Source organism: Streptomyces sp. NPDC046303, assembly GCF_055588085.1.
Map to the genome: position 1 here is coordinate 1 of NZ_JBVJFA010000038.1, position 18,129 is coordinate 18,129.

General features: G+C 67.5%; 16 protein-coding genes and 1 pseudogene. 10 read left to right on the forward strand and 7 right to left on the reverse strand.

The annotated features are described in order from the left end of the window. Positions 1–199 precede the first annotated feature (199 nt). Together ACZ6I1_RS29645 and ACZ6I1_RS29650 are read left to right on the forward strand one after the other, a co-directional pair. A complete protein-coding gene (locus ACZ6I1_RS29645) occupies positions 200–1,183 on the forward strand; it encodes an IS481 family transposase (RefSeq protein ID WP_469291971.1) in 984 nt (327 codons plus the stop codon). A 243-nt stretch (positions 1,184–1,426) separates the two neighbouring features. Continuing rightward, a complete protein-coding gene (locus ACZ6I1_RS29650; protein WP_469291972.1) occupies positions 1,427–1,951 on the forward strand; it encodes a hypothetical protein in 525 nt (174 codons plus the stop codon). Here ACZ6I1_RS29650 and istB read toward each other — a convergent pair. Both istB and istA read right to left on the reverse strand, forming a co-directional pair. After that, entirely contained in the window at positions 1,948–2,721 is a 774-nt protein-coding gene (istB, locus tag ACZ6I1_RS29655) for an IS21-like element helper ATPase IstB (RefSeq protein ID WP_469291973.1), read from the reverse strand. The genes ACZ6I1_RS29650 and istB overlap by 4 nt on opposite strands. Beyond that, positions 2,721–4,315 (reverse strand): annotated as a pseudogene (istA, locus tag ACZ6I1_RS29660) (IS21 family transposase). Before istA ends, istB begins: the two are co-directional and overlap by 1 nt. A 952-nt stretch (positions 4,316–5,267) precedes the next feature. Between istA and ACZ6I1_RS29665 the strand changes: the two are divergent. Beyond that, on the forward strand, positions 5,268–5,753 hold the full coding sequence (locus ACZ6I1_RS29665; RefSeq protein WP_469291974.1) for a lactococcin 972 family bacteriocin: 486 nt from the start codon (positions 5,268–5,270) through the stop codon (positions 5,751–5,753). Positions 5,754–6,139: 386 nt separating this feature from the next. On the opposite strand, the gene ku is transcribed toward ACZ6I1_RS29665, so the two are convergent. Continuing rightward, positions 6,140–7,126 (reverse strand): non-homologous end joining protein Ku, encoded by a 987-nt coding sequence (gene ku / locus ACZ6I1_RS29670; protein ID WP_469291975.1) that lies wholly within the window; start codon positions 7,124–7,126, stop codon positions 6,140–6,142. 110 nt (positions 7,127–7,236) lie between these two features. Here ku and ACZ6I1_RS29675 point away from each other — a divergent pair, with 110 nt between their 5' ends. From ACZ6I1_RS29675 to ACZ6I1_RS29690, 4 genes are all read left to right on the forward strand, one after another. Continuing rightward, on the forward strand, positions 7,237–7,587 hold the full coding sequence (locus ACZ6I1_RS29675; RefSeq protein WP_469291976.1) for a DUF6233 domain-containing protein: 351 nt from the start codon (positions 7,237–7,239) through the stop codon (positions 7,585–7,587). A 217-nt stretch (positions 7,588–7,804) separates the two neighbouring features. Then, on the forward strand, positions 7,805–8,485 hold the full coding sequence (locus ACZ6I1_RS29680) for a hypothetical protein (RefSeq protein ID WP_469291977.1): 681 nt from the start codon (positions 7,805–7,807) through the stop codon (positions 8,483–8,485). Between the two features lie 242 nt (positions 8,486–8,727). Continuing rightward, positions 8,728–9,273 (forward strand): hypothetical protein, encoded by a 546-nt coding sequence (locus tag ACZ6I1_RS29685; RefSeq protein ID WP_469291978.1) that lies wholly within the window; start codon positions 8,728–8,730, stop codon positions 9,271–9,273. A 658-nt stretch (positions 9,274–9,931) separates the two neighbouring features. Then, entirely contained in the window at positions 9,932–10,516 is a 585-nt protein-coding gene (locus ACZ6I1_RS29690) for a DinB family protein (RefSeq protein WP_469291979.1), read from the forward strand. Positions 10,517–10,806: 290 nt separating this feature from the next. Here the strand turns inward: ACZ6I1_RS29690 and ACZ6I1_RS29695 are convergent, their stop codons facing one another. Next, positions 10,807–11,739 carry a TetR/AcrR family transcriptional regulator C-terminal domain-containing protein gene (locus ACZ6I1_RS29695; RefSeq protein WP_469291980.1) on the reverse strand — a complete coding sequence of 311 codons (933 nt, stop codon included), beginning with the start codon at positions 11,737–11,739 and terminating at the stop codon, positions 10,807–10,809. Between the two features lie 124 nt (positions 11,740–11,863). Here ACZ6I1_RS29695 and ACZ6I1_RS29700 point away from each other — a divergent pair, with 124 nt between their 5' ends. Continuing rightward, positions 11,864–13,075: an FAD-dependent monooxygenase gene (locus ACZ6I1_RS29700; RefSeq protein WP_469291981.1), complete on the forward strand. Its 1,212-nt coding sequence runs from the start codon at positions 11,864–11,866 to the stop codon at positions 13,073–13,075. A 25-nt stretch (positions 13,076–13,100) separates the two neighbouring features. Here ACZ6I1_RS29700 and ACZ6I1_RS29705 read toward each other — a convergent pair whose 3' ends face one another. Genes ACZ6I1_RS29705 through ACZ6I1_RS29715 form a run of 3 tightly spaced genes read right to left on the reverse strand, consistent with a single transcriptional unit; the run spans position 13,101 to position 14,303 of the window. Next, positions 13,101–13,505, reverse strand: a complete 405-nt coding sequence (locus ACZ6I1_RS29705) for an MmcQ/YjbR family DNA-binding protein (RefSeq protein ID WP_469291982.1) — start codon at positions 13,503–13,505, stop codon at positions 13,101–13,103. A 4-nt stretch (positions 13,506–13,509) separates the two neighbouring features. Further along, positions 13,510–13,920, reverse strand: a complete 411-nt coding sequence (locus ACZ6I1_RS29710; protein WP_469291983.1) for a VOC family protein — start codon at positions 13,918–13,920, stop codon at positions 13,510–13,512. After that, entirely contained in the window at positions 13,917–14,303 is a 387-nt protein-coding gene (locus ACZ6I1_RS29715) for a VOC family protein (protein ID WP_469291984.1), read from the reverse strand. Before ACZ6I1_RS29715 ends, ACZ6I1_RS29710 begins: the two co-directional genes overlap by 4 nt. Positions 14,304–15,346: 1,043 nt before the next feature. On the opposite strand from ACZ6I1_RS29715, the gene ACZ6I1_RS29720 reads away from it, so the two are divergent. Together ACZ6I1_RS29720 and ACZ6I1_RS29725 are read left to right on the forward strand one after the other, a co-directional pair. Further along, a complete protein-coding gene (locus ACZ6I1_RS29720; protein WP_469291985.1) occupies positions 15,347–16,438 on the forward strand; it encodes a bifunctional DNA primase/polymerase in 1,092 nt (363 codons plus the stop codon). After that, the gene (locus ACZ6I1_RS29725) at positions 16,435–18,024 is read left to right on the forward strand and encodes a DNA primase family protein (RefSeq protein ID WP_469291986.1); all 1,590 of its coding nucleotides are present in this window, start codon (positions 16,435–16,437) and stop codon (positions 18,022–18,024) included. The genes ACZ6I1_RS29720 and ACZ6I1_RS29725 overlap by 4 nt, the downstream gene beginning before the upstream one ends. Positions 18,025–18,129: the final 105 nt, after the last annotated feature.

Here is an 18,129-nt window from a genome sequence, read left to right on the forward strand (position 1 = left end):
CGGAACCGGATCCTTCTAGCCGAACGCGTACCACACTGGGCAGATCCCGCCCAAACCCCTCCAAGCCCGGCATAACCCGCAAGACACAGCCAAGCTGTATTGATCACGAGCGTTGTTAACGCCGACTGGGTCTTGATCATGGCGAAGACCTCCGGTGTGGTGGAGGTGTCTAGGCTCCACACCACACACGGAGGTCTTCGTGTCCCACCGTAATGCCCGGCTGACCGTTCACGGCAGGCGGATCCTGGTCGAACGCGTCCTGGCCGGACGACCTGTCGCACACGTGGCGGCCGAGATGGGCATATCCCGGCCCACCGCCCACAAGTGGGTCCGCCGCTGGCGGGCCGAGGGCGAGACCGGACTCCACGACCGCTCCAGCCGGCCACACACCACCCCGCACCGCACGCCCGCGGCGGTCGAGGCCCAGGTCTGCCGGCTGCGGACCGGCCGCAAGCTGGGACCTGCCCGGATCGGACCGATCCCGGGCCTGCCCACCTCGACCGTCCACCGCATCCTGGCCCGGCACGGCCTGAACAAGCTGGCCTTCCTCGACCGGCCTACCGGCAGGATCATCCGCCGCTACGAACGTTCCCGGCCCGGCGAGCTGGTCCACGTCGACATCAAGAAGCTCGGCAACATCCCCGACGGCGGCGGCTGGCGGGTGCTGGGCCGGACCGCCGGCGACCGCAACCACCAGGCCACCACCGACCAGCGCAAAAGCAGCACACCGGTGATCGGCTACTCCTACATCCACTCCGCCGTCGACGACCACTCCCGCCTGGCCTACAGCGAGGTCCTCACCGACGAACGCCAGCAGACCGCGATCGCGTTCTGGCACCGGGCGCAAGCCTTCTTCACCGCGCACGACGTCACCGTCGAGCGGGTCCTGACCGACAACGGCTCCTGCTACAAACCCAAACTGTTCACCCGCACCCTGGCCGCGGCCGGAATCGCCCACAAGAAGATCCGGCCCTACCGGCCGCAAACCAACGGCACGGTCGAACGCTTCAACCGCACCCTGCTCGAGGAATGGGCCTACCAGCGGCCGTACACCGCAAACGACGAGCGAACAGCAGCCCTGGCAGACTTCCTCCACACCTACAACCACCACCGCTGCCACACCGCACTCGACGGACACCCACCCATCAGCCGAATCAACAACACTGCGGGTCAATACACCTAGTCTTGGACGGCACATCGTTTAGACGGTTTCGGGGAGCGGGCACTGTGACCGCTCCCCGACCGCGTCCTGAGGCCACCGTCTACGACCAGTCCGGCTCCGAAGTGGACTGTGGACACCAGCGTCCCTCCGGACCTGGACCGAGTCGGCCGCAGCCGCCGCCTGTGAACGTTCTCGTTATTCCCCAGGGGTAAGTTCACGTAATTCCCCAGGCCCTGACCTCGGGCGGGCGTCAGGTTGGCCTGCGTGAACTTGCTGGGGTGGAGCTATCGGTATGTGGGACCGCCTGATCTGCGGGCCCTTGTCCGGCCGGAGGCTGAGGGCCGACGCATCCACTCGGCGGCGGACTTCGCCGACTGGGCTTCGTCTCTGGCGGCGGTGGAGCTGGCCGAGCCTTTCACGTTCGTCATCGACTTGGCGGGTGTGCTGCGGCTCGCGCCGCGCCGGAGCGAGCACGTGGTGTGCGCTGGCGGTGGCCCTGTTCTGGGCGCCGGGGAGATGAGCTTCCGCGAGGAGTCCGGGCAGTGGGTGGTCGCCGAGGTGAGTAACCAGTCGACCGGATTCTGCCCGGATATCAGCTCATGGCCGGCCGTCGCGAAGGCTCTGGACGCAGCCGGGATCGAGCACACTTCCGGCTTCACCCATGAGGTGATGTTCCGGCGCTGTCCCTCCTGCAGTCAGCTGAACATAGTTCGGGAGGAGGACTTCGTCTGCGTCTTCTGTGACGAGGACCTGCCGCGGGAATGGAACGTGGACTGGGCTGGGCGTTAACGGACCGGGGGCTTGTCGGGCTTGTCGGTGGGGTTCTTGGGGCGCTTGTTGGGCCGGTAGCTGGGACCGTTCATGATCACCTGGTGGCTGGTGTTGATCAGCCGGTCCAGCAGCGACTCGGCGACGACCGGGTTCGGGAAGAGGGGATACCAGTCGCTGGGCGCCCGGTTGCTGGTGATGATCAGAGACCGTCCCTGCCGTTCGCTGACCAGTTCATAGAGGTCATCGGCCTGGGACGCTTCGAGCTGGCGCATGGCGAAGTCGTCGAGGATGAGCACGTCGGGCCGTACCAGTTCACGGATCCGCTTGTCCCAGGTGCGGTCCGCGTGGCCGCCGGCGAGGTCCGCAAGGATCCGGCTGGTCTTGGCGAACCGGACGTGGGCGCCCTGGCGGACTGCGAGGTGGCCGAGGGCCTGGACGACGTGTGTCTTTCCGACCCCGACCGGGCCGAAGAGGATGACCGACTCGCCCGAATGAAGCCAGCGCAGGGCTCCGAGGTCGCGGATCTGGGCGGCGGGAAGTTTCGAGGAGGCGGTGAAGTCGAACTCCTCCAGGGTGACCTGCTGCTCGAACTTCGCCCGGGTCAGGCGCCGTTGGAAAGCGACGGTCTCGCGGCGGGTGATCTCGGCCTGGCAGAGGACCTGCAGGAAGTCCAGATGCCCGAGCTCGCCGCCGTGGGCCTGGGCCAGGCGGGCATCGAGGGTTTCCAGCATCCCCGAGAGACGCAGCGACTTCAGCGACTCACGCAGAGCAGAATCCATCACGCTCATCAGATGCTTCCCTCAACTTCGCCGTGGACCTGGTCGTCAAGGAGCTCATCCGCCGTCTCGGACGGGGCGACGGAGGCGAAACGCCGCTGGGGCCCGTGAAGGAATGCCGCGGCGCCCGCGTCCCCGCTGGATTCGGGCTCCGGGTCGGTCTCGGTGCCGGCGATCAGGATGCCCTTGATGGTGCGGTAGGACGGATCTCCGACCGTGATAGCCCTGGCGCAGGCGGCCTCCAGCCTCGCGTCGCCGTACTTCTTCTTCAGGCCGAGGATTCCCTGGGCGGCGCGGAGCCGGCAGAGCGCGTTGACCTCCAGCAGCTGGTCGACGACGGTCCGGCAGGCGTCCCCGACCTCGATGCCTGGGTCCGGCACCAGATCGGCGTGCGCATCTGGAAGGCGATCTTCTCCGGCGGGTAGTCGCTCCTGTCGGTGCGTTTGCCCTGCTCGAGTGCCACGTGGGTCTTGACCAGGACGCCGTCGAGGAAGACCTGCACCATCGTGGCGGTCGAGCGGACATCGACCCGGCGGCCGATCAGTTTCCAGGAAACCGAGTAGAGGGTGCGGCCGACCTTGATGTGGATGTCCGGCCCGACCACCGCCGTCGACCAACGGGCCAACACGAACGGAGTGGGCGGCAGCGGCAGCAGGGTCTCGGCTTCGACGGCCTCGAACACCGTCATCGGGGCGGCTCCATGCAACGGCCGGCACTGCCGGCGGCCGGCCACCTTCTGGCTCCAGGTCACAGCCTCGGCCTGCATGTGCTCGATCGAGGTGAACTCCCGACCCCGCCAGAACGAGTCACGGATGTAGGGCATCGGCCGCTCGACCCGCGGCTTGTCCTTGGGCCGGGCCACGCGGGCCGGATCGACCAGTGCCCCGTAGTGGGAGGCGAGCTCGGTATACGCCTTGTTGATCTTCGGGTCGTAGAGATCGGGATTGTCGACGCCGGTCCGCAGGTTGTCCGGCACCAGCCGGCGCGGGACACCCCCGAAGTAGCGGAAGGCGGCGACGTTTGCTTCGGTCCAGGCGGGCTGGTGCAGGTAGAGGACCGGGCGGACGAACATGAGCCGGGAGCACAGCAGCACCATCACGAAGGCCCAGATCCGGTGCCGCTTGCCGGTCTTCGGATTGGTCCACTGGCCCAGGTGCCCGTAGTCGATCTGAGCCTCCGAGCCCGGCTCGACGTCATCACGCAGGACGGTGACCTGGGACCTTGTCGTCTCGTCGGGCAGCGTGGCATGCACCCAGCGGCGGAACGAGGAGATCGACACGTCCAGCTTGTGCTCGTCCCGGAGCCGCTGGTGGATCGTGGAGACGGTCACCGTCCCCAGCAGGTTCTTGATGTAGTCGCGGTGCTGGTCGATGTCGGGCCAGGTGATCTGCCGCAGCCGCCGGTCGGCGAGTTCGGGAAACCAGCTCTTGATCAGCTTGGCCCAGTCGGCTTCCCGCATCGGCGGCCCGCCGGGCGTGATCCCGGACGCCTCCGCCGGCTCCAGGTACTTCCTGATCGTCTTGCGGTCCACCCCCAGTGACGCTGCCAGCTGGCTCTTCGAGCGGCCCGCGTACCAGTGGACGTAGATCTCGGTGATGTCGACCACGACGAACGTTCTCCTTGCCATCCGGGCTGACCATCGGCCTTCCGAACCACAGGCCCAGGGCCGCCCACGCGCCTCCGCGATGACCCAGGTCCCTCGATCCCGAACTCCGTCGTACCCATGGCCAATTAGGAGAAGTCGGGATGGGGAATTACATGACGCTCAAACCACCCGAGATGGGAAAACGTGAAGCTCACAACTGCTGCTCCCCGCGCACGCGGGGATGGTCCCGCTTGGGGGACGTGGACGGAGATGGTCTGCGTCTGCTCCCCGCGCACGCGGCGTGGCGCTCAGCAGGCATTCCTCGCCGAGTCCATGGCCTCACTAACCTGATCGAGAATCTGGCGGCGGCCGTGCGGGCACCAGCTTGTTTGAAGCTGAAGCCCACGACCGAGCACGCCCTTCCACCAAAGCACACTCGGAACAGACCTCGCGCCCGGGCCCGGCCTGAGCAGACACCGCCCGCCGTTCCGGCCAAACAGTGACCTGTCGCAGTGAAGGTTGAGCGTTTCTCGCCGAAGATTGAGCGGATGGCCATTCGAGGCAGCCCTGCCATGCAGGTCAGCCTTCGGCGGGGATCCCACTTCCCATGCAGTTACGCCCCTCCCCCCCCCGCTACGAGGGGAATGCCGATCCGCCGCGGGGCGGTCGTCTGCGTCCGGGATCGCGCAAACGGGACGGGTGGGCATGCCAGCGCCATAGGTCAAGTCGAACGTTAGGTCTCGGCCATCGATCAGCACTGAAGGCGATGGATGGCTGAAGTATCGAACTGGGTAACCTTTTGAGACCAATCATCTTAGAGTAGGCGATAAGGAATCCAGAAATATCCGGGCGATAGTACGCGAATCGGTCAGGGGGTTTTGAGTCAACGGGTTCAATTTTCCTTTGCTGGCAGGTTCGGACCGGTGAAGGATCTCTCCCGTTCCCAACAGGGGGAATCAGGGGAGGGAATTTCATGAAGATTGCCGGTAGATCCGTCGCTTTCGCCATCGCGGGCGCAGCCGTTGCGGCTGTAGGCCTCGCGACGCCGGCCACCGCGGACGCGTCTGCAACCGCCAGCGCCTCCGGAGCCGCCGTCACCGTCCACCACCGTGGGGACGGTACCCAGCCGCCTGCAGGGCTGGGCAACCCCTCTGAATGGGGTGTGGTGACGTTCAAGATGGACGCTTCGGCGGGCTCTTTTAGCCCGCTGTCGACTACATGCGTCAGCCCGTCCAGCGGTGGCACCTGGTGTTACGGCTGGTACGCAACAGAGGTCAGCCCCGGGGTAATCAATAAGTACTGCTACTCGAATTACTATCACCAGACGAAGGGGCACTCGTCCACGGTGAAGCTCGCGGGCAGTACGCGTCGCGTTTGGGCCGCAGCCGGCAACACCTCTAACGCGAACCTCACTGCGGGTCTCGCCTACACCTGCTCCACCTACTACAGCGTCGATTAGGTTCTGATCGCCCGCACCAAACGGTAACTCCGCGGAAAGTGCGGTAGGTTGGTGAGCCACTCTGGGCCTGCTCGGCCGCCCGCGCAGCCCCAGAGTGGCGCCACCTCTAACTCGGCTCACCCACTGAACGGGGGAAGTACAATCACACGCTTTACACGTGCTCGCGTTGTGCCGATCACTGTGTCTCTCGGAACGGGTTTGCTACTTGGCCTGGTGGGCCCCGTTGCCGGCAAATGGGATAACCCCATTTGCGTCGCCGCGAGTATTGTTTTTTCTAGTGGCTGGCCGTGGGCCTGCTATGCATTGCTGGTGGGCTATTTCCGCCGATCCAAAATCGAGTCGGCATTGCTGGCATCTTTCGGATTGACCATCGGCGTCGTCGCATATTACCTTTTCAAGGACATGAATCCCACCGTTCCGGTCGGAATGGAACCCGCCACCTCTATTCCGGCTGAAATGCAGTTGGAATCTAGCGCCTCCAGCGAGGGGCAAATTCTTGTGTGGGGAATAGCGGCTTTGGTGTTTGGTGCGCCTGTGGGACTTATGGGGAACGTAGCACGAACGCCCGGAGTTGGTGGCCTCCTGTTCCGTCTGCTTGTTCCGTTCATCGCCTTCTTCGAGGCGACCCAGCGATTGAGCGTAGAGGCGGACTTGCAGGGTCCGGTTTTCGCTATAACCTGGACCGTAACTCGCGTAGCAGCATGCGTCGTCGCCGTGGCTCTCATGGGACACACAGTGTGGAGCTGGCGTGTTCGGCGTAGCCGAGCCCACGGACGGCCGGAAGCTGCCGCGCCTGCACGGCGTCTCTGACCCCTGGTCCGCCAGGACAGCTGAACCGCGACAACGCAAAACAGCCCCGCCCCAGTGGGCTCGGCGGGGGGCTCGGCCTTCTCCACGGTCTCGCCGGCCTTCTTGGCCTCGATGAGGGCCGCGACCTTCTCCTGGAACGTGTCGTGGAACTGCTCGGGATCCCATTGCATGCTCATGGCCCCGATGAGCTGCTCGGCCATCTTCAGCTCCTTGTCCGAGGCCTTCGTCTTTCCGGGCAGGGTGTCGATCTCCTTGTTCGGATCCCGGATCTCGTCCGCCCAGTGCAGGGTGTGCAGCGCGAGGAGGCCGTTCTCGGCCTTGAGGGCGACCAGGTACTCGTGCTGGCGCATCACGAAGGTGGCGATGCCTGCCTTTCCGGTCTTGGCCAGGGCCTGCTCCAGCAGGCTGTAGACCTTCCCGTACTCCTTGCCGCGGGGGCCTAGGTAGTAGGTCTTGTCGAAGAAGATCGGGTCCACCTCGGCGAGGTCGACGAACCCGGCGATCTCCAGCGACTGGGATCGGCTTCTGAGAGCCGTCAGCTGTCGATCGACGTCGTTGGCCACCCCCACTGGAAGAGCGTTCCCACCGACATCATGGTGGCGAGCCGCATGCAGCTGAAGCAGCAGGCCCGCCGCACGGAAGCCCCCGAAGCAGCAGAGGCGGCGTAGCCGCCATGCGGGAACCTCTTCTGCCTTTGCCCCCGGGACTGGACCAGCTCCTGGTCATACGCCGCTGGCTGGAGCTCACCCTCTCCCGTGTCGACGAGAAAATCACCGTCGTCCGGGCCGCGGATGCAGAGCAGGCACGCCGGCGGCCGCCGCCGGAGCCTCCCCGCTGGTGGATCGAGTACGGCATCGGTGCCACCCGCCGGCCCGAGCGTGTCCACACTGGCGCCTGCCCCATCACCAGCCGTGGCCGGGCGGCCACCCGGGAGTCGGTACTGGAGCTCCTGCGGACCGTGCCGTCGGTCATCGCTTGCCCGCTGTGCAGGCCCGACAGCGAGCTGGGGCTGCTTGACAGTTAGCTTGAGTTTTAACCTCGTACGTCAACTTGAGGTTGCTCTGCCCTTCCCACCGCTTTGGGAACACAGCCCCACGCACGGTCGCCTCTCCGGTGTTCCCTAACCTCCTCCCATAAGCATCGGCGTACACATCCCGGAGTACCTGCAGGACTGCGAGCTGGTTGCGAGTGAGGACCTCGCGCGAGATCCCGCATTCTGGCTCGCTCATGTCCTGTTGACGATGGGCGATCCCGGCGATCCATCCGAGCCGTACGGTGTGGACTCGTCGGCTTACGACGAAATGGTGGATCGCCTCGGTGACCCCGAGCAGCCCTGGCCTGCCTTGCGGGTCTGCTTCGACGGTGGGCATACGGTCTATGCCGTCTATGCCAACTGGGAGAACGAGAACAACGTCGACTTCTTCATCCGCCATCCCAGGTGGGGGCGCCTCGGCCATCTCGGCCAGTGCGGCGCCGACGAGGCCGGCCCCGGCTTGTCCTGGACGGAGCTCCTCACTCTCGCTACGAGCACACAGGAAGGCGGCGAGGGCTTGACCGATCCATCCGAGCGCCTCCTACTCCTGCTGCCCATGCTCGGCGACGCCGACATGCCCGGCGATGCGCGTGACACCGTTACCCGCGCGCCGTCCCACTGTGGGATCCGCGCGGAAGCTGCCAGCGATCTGGCCGCGATCCTGCTGGGGAAACAAGACCTGGCAACCGGACCCCGGTGGGCCCCGGCCGGCGACAACCCGATCGCCGTGTGTTCCTCCCCGTACAGCCCCCGCCAGGTACCGCTCGCCCTCGGGATCACGCCCGGCCAATCCCAGGCTCTGGCTACCGCCCTCAGCAGGCTGGCACCCGGGCAAGGGGAGGTTGCGGAACACCAGAGAGACGAGCACTCGGCGGGCAGGCTTTCCTGACCTGAGTCCTGCCCACCACCAGTCGATGGCCCAGACGCCGACCTGCACAAAGATGAGCTACCGGGTGACGTGCGGGGTTAAAACTCAAGGTTAGTACCTGTCCCTAAAGCCCATCACCGATTTAAAGGGCCAGGACGTGGGATCTTCTGCATCTGTCAGGGTGAACCAATCGGTATGCGTTGCCGGGCGGCATGTCGCGCACCAAGGCATGGCCTTATGCAGCTAGTTTCCACCTGCTTGTCATGACCGAACGCGATCGGAATCAGGGAGACTTCGTGCACCGTGCAGGACGGTTGATCACAGCTCTGACAGTGGCGGCGGGCGCGCTCGTCATCAATGTGTCACAAGCTCACAACGCCCAAGCCGACGGTCTCCTGGACGGCCTCCTCGGCGGCGGCATCCTCACGCAACAACTGTGCACACCCGTCCAGTCAGGTGTGGGCAACCAGTTCACCGCGCCGCAAAACACCCAGTGCAACCAGGGTGCGTCGTCCTCGACCACGACCCCCGCGCGTGGCGGCATCACCGGCTACGAGGTGGTCCAAGGCGATGATTTCAGTCTCCTTCCGGGCGAGACTGACAGCGATGCTATCTTCTGCCCCGCGGGTAAGCGGCCCCTTAGTGGTGGCGTGCAGGCTGGTGGCGGAGACGTCGACAACCTCCGTCTGGTCTATTCCTACCCACACCAGATTGATCCGACGGAATGGGTTGTCGGGGTGACCCACGAGGGCGGCCTAGGCGCGGCTCAGGGTAACTTCTTCGTCATCTGTGCGAACGTCGCCGAATGACGCCGCCGATGCAGCAACCCCGCGGTCCGGCGGTCGACTAACGTCCGTCAGCTTGCTGACGGACCCCTTCTGCTCGTTCCGAGCGGAGACCGCTGCCTGTTGGCAGGCTGATGGCCCGGCTGTCGCGTGGGTGGGCTCCGGAAGGCGACCAGGTCGTGGTCGCTGTGGGCGTGGGTGCCGTTCCGGCGGGCCGGTGCGCGGGTCGTACAACGCCGCCCCGGGCCCCTCAGAGATCCAGAACCTGAGGAGCGGAGCTCACGCGGACCAATTACCCGGCAATCACCCCCGGGCGGGTACACGATCGGCGCCGTGGCTGCTACCTGCCCGCCGTCTCTGCGGGCGGGCAGCCGGTCTACAGACCGGCAAGTCAGAATCCGGTCCGAGCGGACGGGCCGGCAGGCACAGCGCCGTCAGCCAGCCAGCCAAGAGCCGAGCTGCCCGATCCGATCGGGGTGAGCCCCAACGCCAGATGCCGCCGGTCTCGAGGCGAGAGTCCTTCACCTCTCCCTCGCGTGCCGTCACTTACCGTGACATACATCGCCAAACTCCCCCGAGTACCGGGTCCAGCCCCCGCCTGCCAGCCGCTGCACAGCCGCGCGGTGCGGGACCAGGTAGGGGATCTTGAGACCGCCGGCAACCCATGGCAGGCTCGTGCCGCATGATCGAGGAATTCGCGAAGGGCAACCTGCACGGGAGATTGCGGCGGGACCGCGAGGCGCTGCTCTGGAAGCTCGACGGTGTGTCCGAATACGATGCCCGGCGGCCTTTGACAGTGACCGGGACCAACCTCCTCGGCCTGGTCAAACACGTGGCCACCGTGGAGGCCAGGTACTTGGGCGAGGTCTTCGACCGCCCTTTCCCGGAACCGCTGCCCCGGTGGCAGGAGTACGACGGCAGTGATCTGTGGGCGACCGAGGACGAGACCCGCGATCAGATCATCGGGTTCTACCGGCGCACGTGGGAACACTCGGACGCGACGATCAAGGAGCTTCCCCTCGACGCCCCCGGCCACGTGCCGTGGTGGCCGGAGCCTTATCCCAACACCAATCTGTTCGCCATCATGGTCCATGTTCTCAGCGAGTCCGTCCGGCATGCCGGGCACGCCGACATCCTGCGTGAAGGCCTCGACGGCCGGACCGGGTTGCGCGCCGAACTCGAGCAGCAGCTCGACGAGGAAGCCCGTGCAGCCTATTGCGCGAGGATCGAGCAGGCCGCCAGGTCGGGCGCACCATGCCAGGGGTGACGGCGGGCGGGGGTGGCGAGGATGGCGTCGGCGAGCGCGATCGCGGGGCGCCTCAGTGGAGTACCGGCGACTGTGTTCAAGGGGAGCAGGAGCCCTGGCAGCAGCCCGTCGTCGGCTCCGGAGCGGCAGCTGCCGCCGCGACCGTCACTACGCTCCGGAGAATCTGCGCACACCGATCTTCTGTACGTCGTTACGTTTTGCCTGAGTCAGGGGATGGCGGATGACCTACCGACATGGCCCTGTCAGTCTTTCGGCGCTGCTGCAAGAAGACCCACCGCTCATAGCCGTGCTCAGCGCGGGGTGGCGATCAGGGAGGCCAAGCCGTCGAGGTGGCGGGCGAGGCCGAAGTTGAACAGGGATTCGCCGGACAGGGACAGGCCGGGGTCGGTGCGGGCGGCGGTGAAGGCCGGGAAGGTGCCGTCCGAGAGCAGCTCGGCCATCTTGGCCTCCTGGACCTGCATCCACTGGTCGCCGGTGACACCGCTGGCGTGACGGGCCTCCTGTTCTGCCGCGAGGTCGACCGCGCAGCCCCTGACGAAGGCGAAGAGGGAGACCGCCGCGTGCATGCGGAGGTCAGGGTCGAGGCCGGTGCCTTCCAGGGCTGCCAGGGCCCATTCGATGTGGCGCATGCCGTTCGGTGCGAGCAGGGGGCGGGCGAGGTTCATCGTGGCCGCCAGCCAGGGATGCTTCTGGTAGAGCTGCCATTGGGCGCGGGCGGAAAGCTCCAGGCACGACCGCCAGTCCTGTGGGGGCGGGGTGGGCAGCTGTGCCTGTGCGTAGGCCGCGTCGACCATCAGTGCCAGGAGCTGGTTCCGGTTCTGGACGTGGCGGTACAGCGACATGGCGGAGGTGCCGAGTTCGGCGGCCAGTCGGCGCATGGTGAGTCCGGTGACCCCTTCCGCGTCGGCGATGGCGATTCCTGCCCGTACGAGGCGCCGGCGTGCGGTGGTCTCTTGCGACGGCTCGTCCGCCCGTCGGCCCCCCGGGGGTGTCCGCGGCGCACGGGGGACGGCGCAGACCACGGTCCCCACCCCGGGCACCGGCCGGACCAGACCCTCCTGCCGCAGGACGGCCAGCGCCTTGGTCGCCGTGGCCATGGCGACCCCCCAGCGCTGGGTGACGGCACGTGTGGAGGGCACGTGGTCGCCCGGCCGCAGTTCACCGGCCTCGATGCGTCGCCGCAGGTCGGCGGCGATCCTCGCGTACGGCGGCAACTCGGACATGATGCACTCCTCGGTGTACTAGTGCGCCAAGGTTAGTGCACTAGGGTGGTTGGATCAACATTGCACTTCAGTTGGCGGGGGTGGCGTCGTTACGTTGTACGCATCGAGCTGAGAGAGGACCAAGATGACCGAGAACACCACCGCCGCCCGCACCGTACTGATCTCCGGCGCCAGCGTGGCCGGGCCGGCGCTCGCCTACTGGCTGCGCCGCCACGGTTTCGTCCCCACGGTGGTGGAGCGTGCCGAAGCGGTGCGCGAGGGCGGCTACGCGGTGGACTTCCGGGGTGAAGCCCTGGACGTGCTGGACCGGATGGGTCTGCTGGAGCAGATCCGTGAGCTGGACACCGAGATGGGCGACGCCGCCATGGTGGACGCCGAGGGCCACTCGTACGCGACCCTGCCGGCCGTGATCTTCGCGGGGGATCTGGAGGTCCTCAAGGGCGATCTGACGAAGATGCTGTACGAGGCCACCCGCGGTGACGTCGAGTACGTGTTCGGGGACTCCATCGCGGGCCTGGCCGAGGACGCGCACGGCGTCGAGGTGACCTTCGAACGGGGTGCTCCGCGCCGCTTCGACCTGGTCGTCGGCGCCGACGGCCTGCACTCGCGGACCCGGGCGCTCGCGTTCGGCCCCGAGGAGCAGTTCGTGCGCCACCTCGGCATCTACACCGCCATCTTCAGCCTGGACAACTACCTCGGCCTGAAGAACACCGGCCGCCTCTACACCGCCCCCGGCAGGGCGGCCAACATCTTCACGGCCCGCGGCAACACCGAGGCCCGCGCCGCCTTCCACATCGCCGCCGAGCACCTGGCCTACGACCGCCACGACCGCGCCGTACAGCAAGGCATCATCGCCGAACACTTCGCGGCCGACGGCTGGGAGATCCCGCGCCTGCTCCGGGAAATGGCGGGGGCAGACGACTTCTTCTTCGACGCCAACGCCCAGGTCCGGATGGATACGTGGGCCAAGGGGCGGGTCGTCCTGCTCGGCGACGCCGGCTACTGCGCCGGTCCGACCTCGGGCCGCGGCACCTCGCAGGCCCTGATCGGCGCCTACATCCTGGCCGGTGAACTCGCCGCGGCCGGCGGCGACCACACCACGGCATTCGCGGCGTACGAGCAAGGGATGCGGGGCTACGTGACGGAGCACCAGGCTCTGGGCCGGGAGGGGGCAGAGCGGTTCTTCATGCCCGCCCCCACCCAGGAGGTCTTGGACATGCTGGCTGCCCAGGCGCCCGAGAACACCCGCGCCACCCCCGTCCGGCTGCGCGACTACACCAGCGCATCGCCGTCACCCGAACCGGCCGGGACGGCTGTGGCCGTGGGCACCGTCTGAGGGCAGGGCTCCACGGGGCCTCAGCTCATGTGTGGGGACGGGCTCCGTCGCGTCGCTGTTCGGGGCGGAGGTTGCGCAGGCGGTCGCGGGTGGCGGCGGGCAGGCCGGTCACCACGCAGTCCCAGGCGTGGTGGAGCATGTCGGTGAGGTCTTCGTCGGGCACCGTGCCGTCGTCCAGGCCGACGGTGATCCAGTGCCATCGGCGGCCCTGGTACCACGGGCGTACCGCCGCGTGCTGCTCGCACAGGTGCAGGGCGAGGTGGGGTTCGCACTTGACGGTCACCTGGTTGGGGCGGGTCGGGGTCGCTGCCGCGAGCATGGCGAAGATGCTGCCGCCGACCTTGTAGACGGGGCGGTGGGGGCCGTACGGCTCCTCGTACGTCACCTCGGGCAAGGAGAGGGCGAGCTCCTCGATGTCCTCGGGAGTCATGGCGTCACCCGCGCTTGCGGGCGGCGCTGATGCAGAAGGGCTGGCCGGAGGGGTCGAGCAGTACGGTCCAGTGCTTGCCGCCTGGCTGGTGGGCGGGCTTGGTGGCGCCGCGGCCGAGCAGGCGCCGCTCGGCGGCCTCCATGTCGGTGAAGGTGAGGTCGAGGTGGAAGACGAGCTCGTCCGCGGGCCAGTTCGGCGCTTTGAAGGACTCGGCGGTGTAGAAGACGTAGCTGGTGGTGCCATCGCTGATCATGGCGGCGGTGTCGCCGTACGTCTGGGTGACCTTCCAGCCCAGGGCGGCGGCGTAGAAGTCGGCGAGCGCCTTGCCGTCGTGTCCCCAGAAGGCCGCGCATTTCACGACGGCGCCTGCGGCGGTGGTGTCGGTGGTGTCGGGGTTCTGCGTCACTGTGGTCACCAAGTCTGCTTCTGGGTGACGGCGATGACGTAGCCGTGGGGATCGGTGAAGTAGAAGAGCTTCTGGCCCTGGTGCTCCATGACGTCCTTCTGGACGGTGACCAGGGGGCGGATGCGCTCGACGTACGTGTCGAAGTCGTCCACGGCCAGGTAGAACATGCCGAACGCGCCGACCGGGGTGTCCTTCAGCACGGGCAGCCAGCCACGCAGGTGCTCGTCCCGGTAGACCATCAGCGCGAACTCGCCGCCGAAGAGCAGGATGCGCAGGTCGTCGTCCGGGTCGTTGCCGGCGGGCAGGGCGGTGAAGCCGAGCTTCTCGTAGAAGTCGACGGCCGCCTGGGTGTCGGGCACGCCGAGGCACGGGGAGATGGCGGGAGGCTTCATACGGGGCTCCTGGAAGGAGAGGGCGAACGGAAGGGCGGAGCTCCTCAGGGGCGCGCAGCCTCCCTGGAGAAGTCCTATCGGAAGCATGTCCTCCATGTAGGACAGCCGCCGTCCTACATGGCCGGACCCCGGGGTTTTCACACGGGGGATGGGGTGCTTCCGACGCCGGGGCGAGTGGGGCGACGATGCGCCCCGACTGCCCGCCCGGGCCGGGGCCGCTGGCGCGCCTTGACGAGGCGGCGGACTGGTATCGGGAGCTCATGGCGCTCCGGTGAGGCGGAACGCCATCGGGGCGCCGTCGGGGAGGGACTGAGGGTCGTCGGGCGCTTGCGGGGGCGGAATCGGGGTTCGGTCCCTGTCGTGTTCAGTCCCTGGGGGTGGAGAGGGGCCGGAGGCCCTCCCTCGGTGCTCCCTCCCCCGACAGGGGCTGAAGGACGGCTCGGACCCTTCGGTCCCTGTCGCTTCAGTCACTGCATAAACCTGCAGGTCAGGCGGGTGCGGTCAGGGACTGAGGGACTGAAGGGACTCAACTTCGCAGTTATGAGCCACATATGCACTACCAGGCTTCTTATATGCGCGCGCATACATGCACACGCATGAGGACTGGAAGTAGTGATTCTGAGTCCCTTCAGTCCCTGCTATGAGACTCACACCACCTTTGACCTGCATGTTTGCGGAGGGACTGAACGAGGAGGGACTGAACGAGGGTCTGGGGCTTCAATACCTGGGGGCATATCGGTATATATGGGGCAAGAGGGGTGGGCGGTGACTACCTCTCTCCAGGGGCGGGGGAGAAGGGAGGGCGCGACACGCCCGGCCGTGCACGGGGACGGAAGAGAGACGCTTTGGGGACGGGACCGGGTAGAACCTCAAGGACTGAGGGACTGAAGGGACTCAAGTCTCGATACAGCGGATATCGAGCGCGGGTGGCCGGGGGCTCTGGGGTAGTCTCCGAGATAGTGAATCTTCAGTCCCTCTGGTCCCTGAGATGCAGGGCCAGGGATCGGACGAACCGTCCCTAACCGTGCGTCAAGGAAGAGCCAGTGCCCGTCTATTCCGAGGATCCGCCACGATGTGTCGGCGGCGGGACGGCGCTGGACGTGGCGACCTGGATGGCCTCGCGCGGCTACCCGGTGCACCCTCTGGCCCCGGGGACCAAGACGCCGGCCCCGAACTGCCCCGACTGCCGGGGGCACCGGCACTCCCCGCAGGAGTGCCCGTGCCCCGCGCAAGGCCGTTGGTGCCACGGTTTCCACGCGGCCACCACGGACCTTCGTACGGTGCGCCAGTGGTGGCGGACGGAGCCCGGGTTCGGCATCGGGGTGTCCTGCGGTCCTGCGGGACTGGTGGTGATCGACGTCGACGCCCACCCGGCGGCCCTGCCCGACCGGCAGCGGCTGCTGCCGGGCATCCCCATCGACGACCGCGTCGACCTGACCGGACTGCAGAGCGGATTCGACACCTTGGCGCTCCTGGCCGCGTACCGTTCCCGGCCCAACCCCTGCGAGGACACGTCGACGCTGCGCGTCCGCACGCCGTCCGGAGGCATGCACGTCTGGTACCGGGCGCCCCGCGGCGGCCCGGCGTTCCGGTGTTCCAGCGGCTCGAGTTCCAAGGTGGCGCTCGCCTGGCAGGTCGATGTCCGGGCCGTCGGGGGCTACATCGTGGCGCCGGCGACGCGCACGGACGCGGGCGTGTACGAGGCGCTGCCCGGGGCCCGGGTGCCCGCGGCCCTGCCGTTGTGGCTGACCGCCGAGCTCACCCGTACCGGGCACAGTGTCGGAGCGGGCCCTGTGGCGGCCGTGGGGGCTTCTGTGGGGGCTTCTGTGGCGCGTCCGCGGGGTCACAGGCCCCGCGGGGCCGGGCAGCGCGTGCTCGGGCCCCTGCTGGACGAAGTGCGGGCCTGCGGGGCCAGTCCTGAGGGGACCGCCTTCAGCGAGAAGCTCAATCGGGCTGCCTTCACGGCCGGGGGGCTCGTCGCCGCCGGGCACCTCGCGGCCTCGGAGGGCAGGCAGTTGCTCCTGGAAGCAGCGGACCGCGCACGGCCCCACCAGCCGCGCCGCAACGTCCTCATCGTCGAAGCAGGACTCCGAGCCGGAAGCGATCGACCGATCCACCCCAAGGAACGCCCATGAGCAACGCCGGAAGCACGGGGTTCAACGCCCAGGCCGCGGCCGAACAGCTCGCCGCGTTCACCACCGAGACCGCCGCGCCGCCCGGTCGGCGGCTGCCCGCCCAGCAGAGCGGAGCTCCGGCGGCGGCCGCCACCGGAGCCGGCGACTTCATCGGGTCCGGTCTGCTGCAGAACCTCACCGACCGGGGCAACGCCAAGCTGTTCGCCCACCTCCACCACGACCGGTTCCGGCACGTGGAGGGACTGGGCTGGTACGTGTGGGACGAGTACCGGTGGAAGCGCACCGGCGGGGAGAAGGCCGCGATCTGGGCGGCCGGTGACATGGCGGAGGACCTGCCCACCCACGACCCGCGCGGCCACTTCACCGACCGGGAGCTGGCCAACCACCGCAAACGCGCCATGTCCACCTCGGGCGTGAAGGCCATGCTCACCCAGGCGAAGGCCTCGCCCGAGCTCGCCCTGGACCCGGACACCCTGGACGGCGACAAGTACGCCCTGTGCACCCCGGCCGGAGTCGTGGACCTGCGTACGGGCGACCTGCACAAGCCCGACCCCACGCGGGACCTCCACTCGCGCGCCACGCACCTGGCGCCCGAGGCCATGCCGACGCCCCGGTTCCACCTGTTCCTGAACCAGACGTTCGGCGACGACGACAAGGGCAAGGAGATGATCAACTTTCTTCATCTCCTGCTCGGCTACTCCATCACCGGTGACGTCGGCGGGCAGGTCCTGCCCTTCCTCTACGGCGTCGGCGCCAACGGCAAGTCGGCCCTCCTGGACGTCGTCATCAAGATCCTCGGCGATTACGCGGACGTGGCCCCGCCGGGCTTCCTGATGGAACGCGGCAAGTTCAACGAGCACTCCACCGAGCTCACGGAGCTGCACGGCCGGCGCCTGTTCGTGTGCAGCGAGCTCAAGCCGCACGACAAGTTCGACGAAGCCCGCGTCAAACTCCTGACGGGCGGCGACCGGCTGAAGGCCCGCCGCATGCGGCAGGACTTCTTCAGCTTCGAGCCGACGCACAAGCTGTGGCTGCTGGGCAACCACCGTCCGGAGGTCGGCACCGGCGGCCATGCCTTCTGGCGCCGGATCAGGCTGATCCCCTTCGAGAAGGTCGTCCCCGACCACCGCAAGATCGACAACCTGGCGGAGGCCCTCGTCCAGGAGGAGGGCCCGGGCATCCTCCACTGGATGATCCAGGGAGCGAAGGCCTATCTCGCCACCAAGCCGGCGCTGACCGGGCCGAGCGTGGTGCGGACGGCCACCCAGGCGTACGCCACCACCGAGGACCACATCGGGCGGTTTCTCGCCGAATGCTGCACCACGGGGGTGGATCTGCCCGACCCTCGTGACCTCAAGGTCGAGCAGGGAGCCCTCTACCGCGCTTACAGTGCCTGGTGTCTCGACGGTGAGGGCCTGCGTCCCGCGACCACCCGCGCGTTCGCCACGCGCATCCGGGCCGAGGTCGGCGTCGCCTCGCCCAATGAGATGCTCCGTTCGAACGGGCAGAAGTTCTACCCCGGCCTGGCCCTCCTGGCCGACGAAGAGCAGCCGCCGCGCGAGGCGAACAGGGCAAGCGCGACCTGACTGGCCGACGTGTGCCACCGCCCCGGGGCGGGCACGCCTACGATGGACAAGGACGATGAACAGACCCACCAGCCGGCTGTGGCCCGAAGGGCCCCGCCGCATACC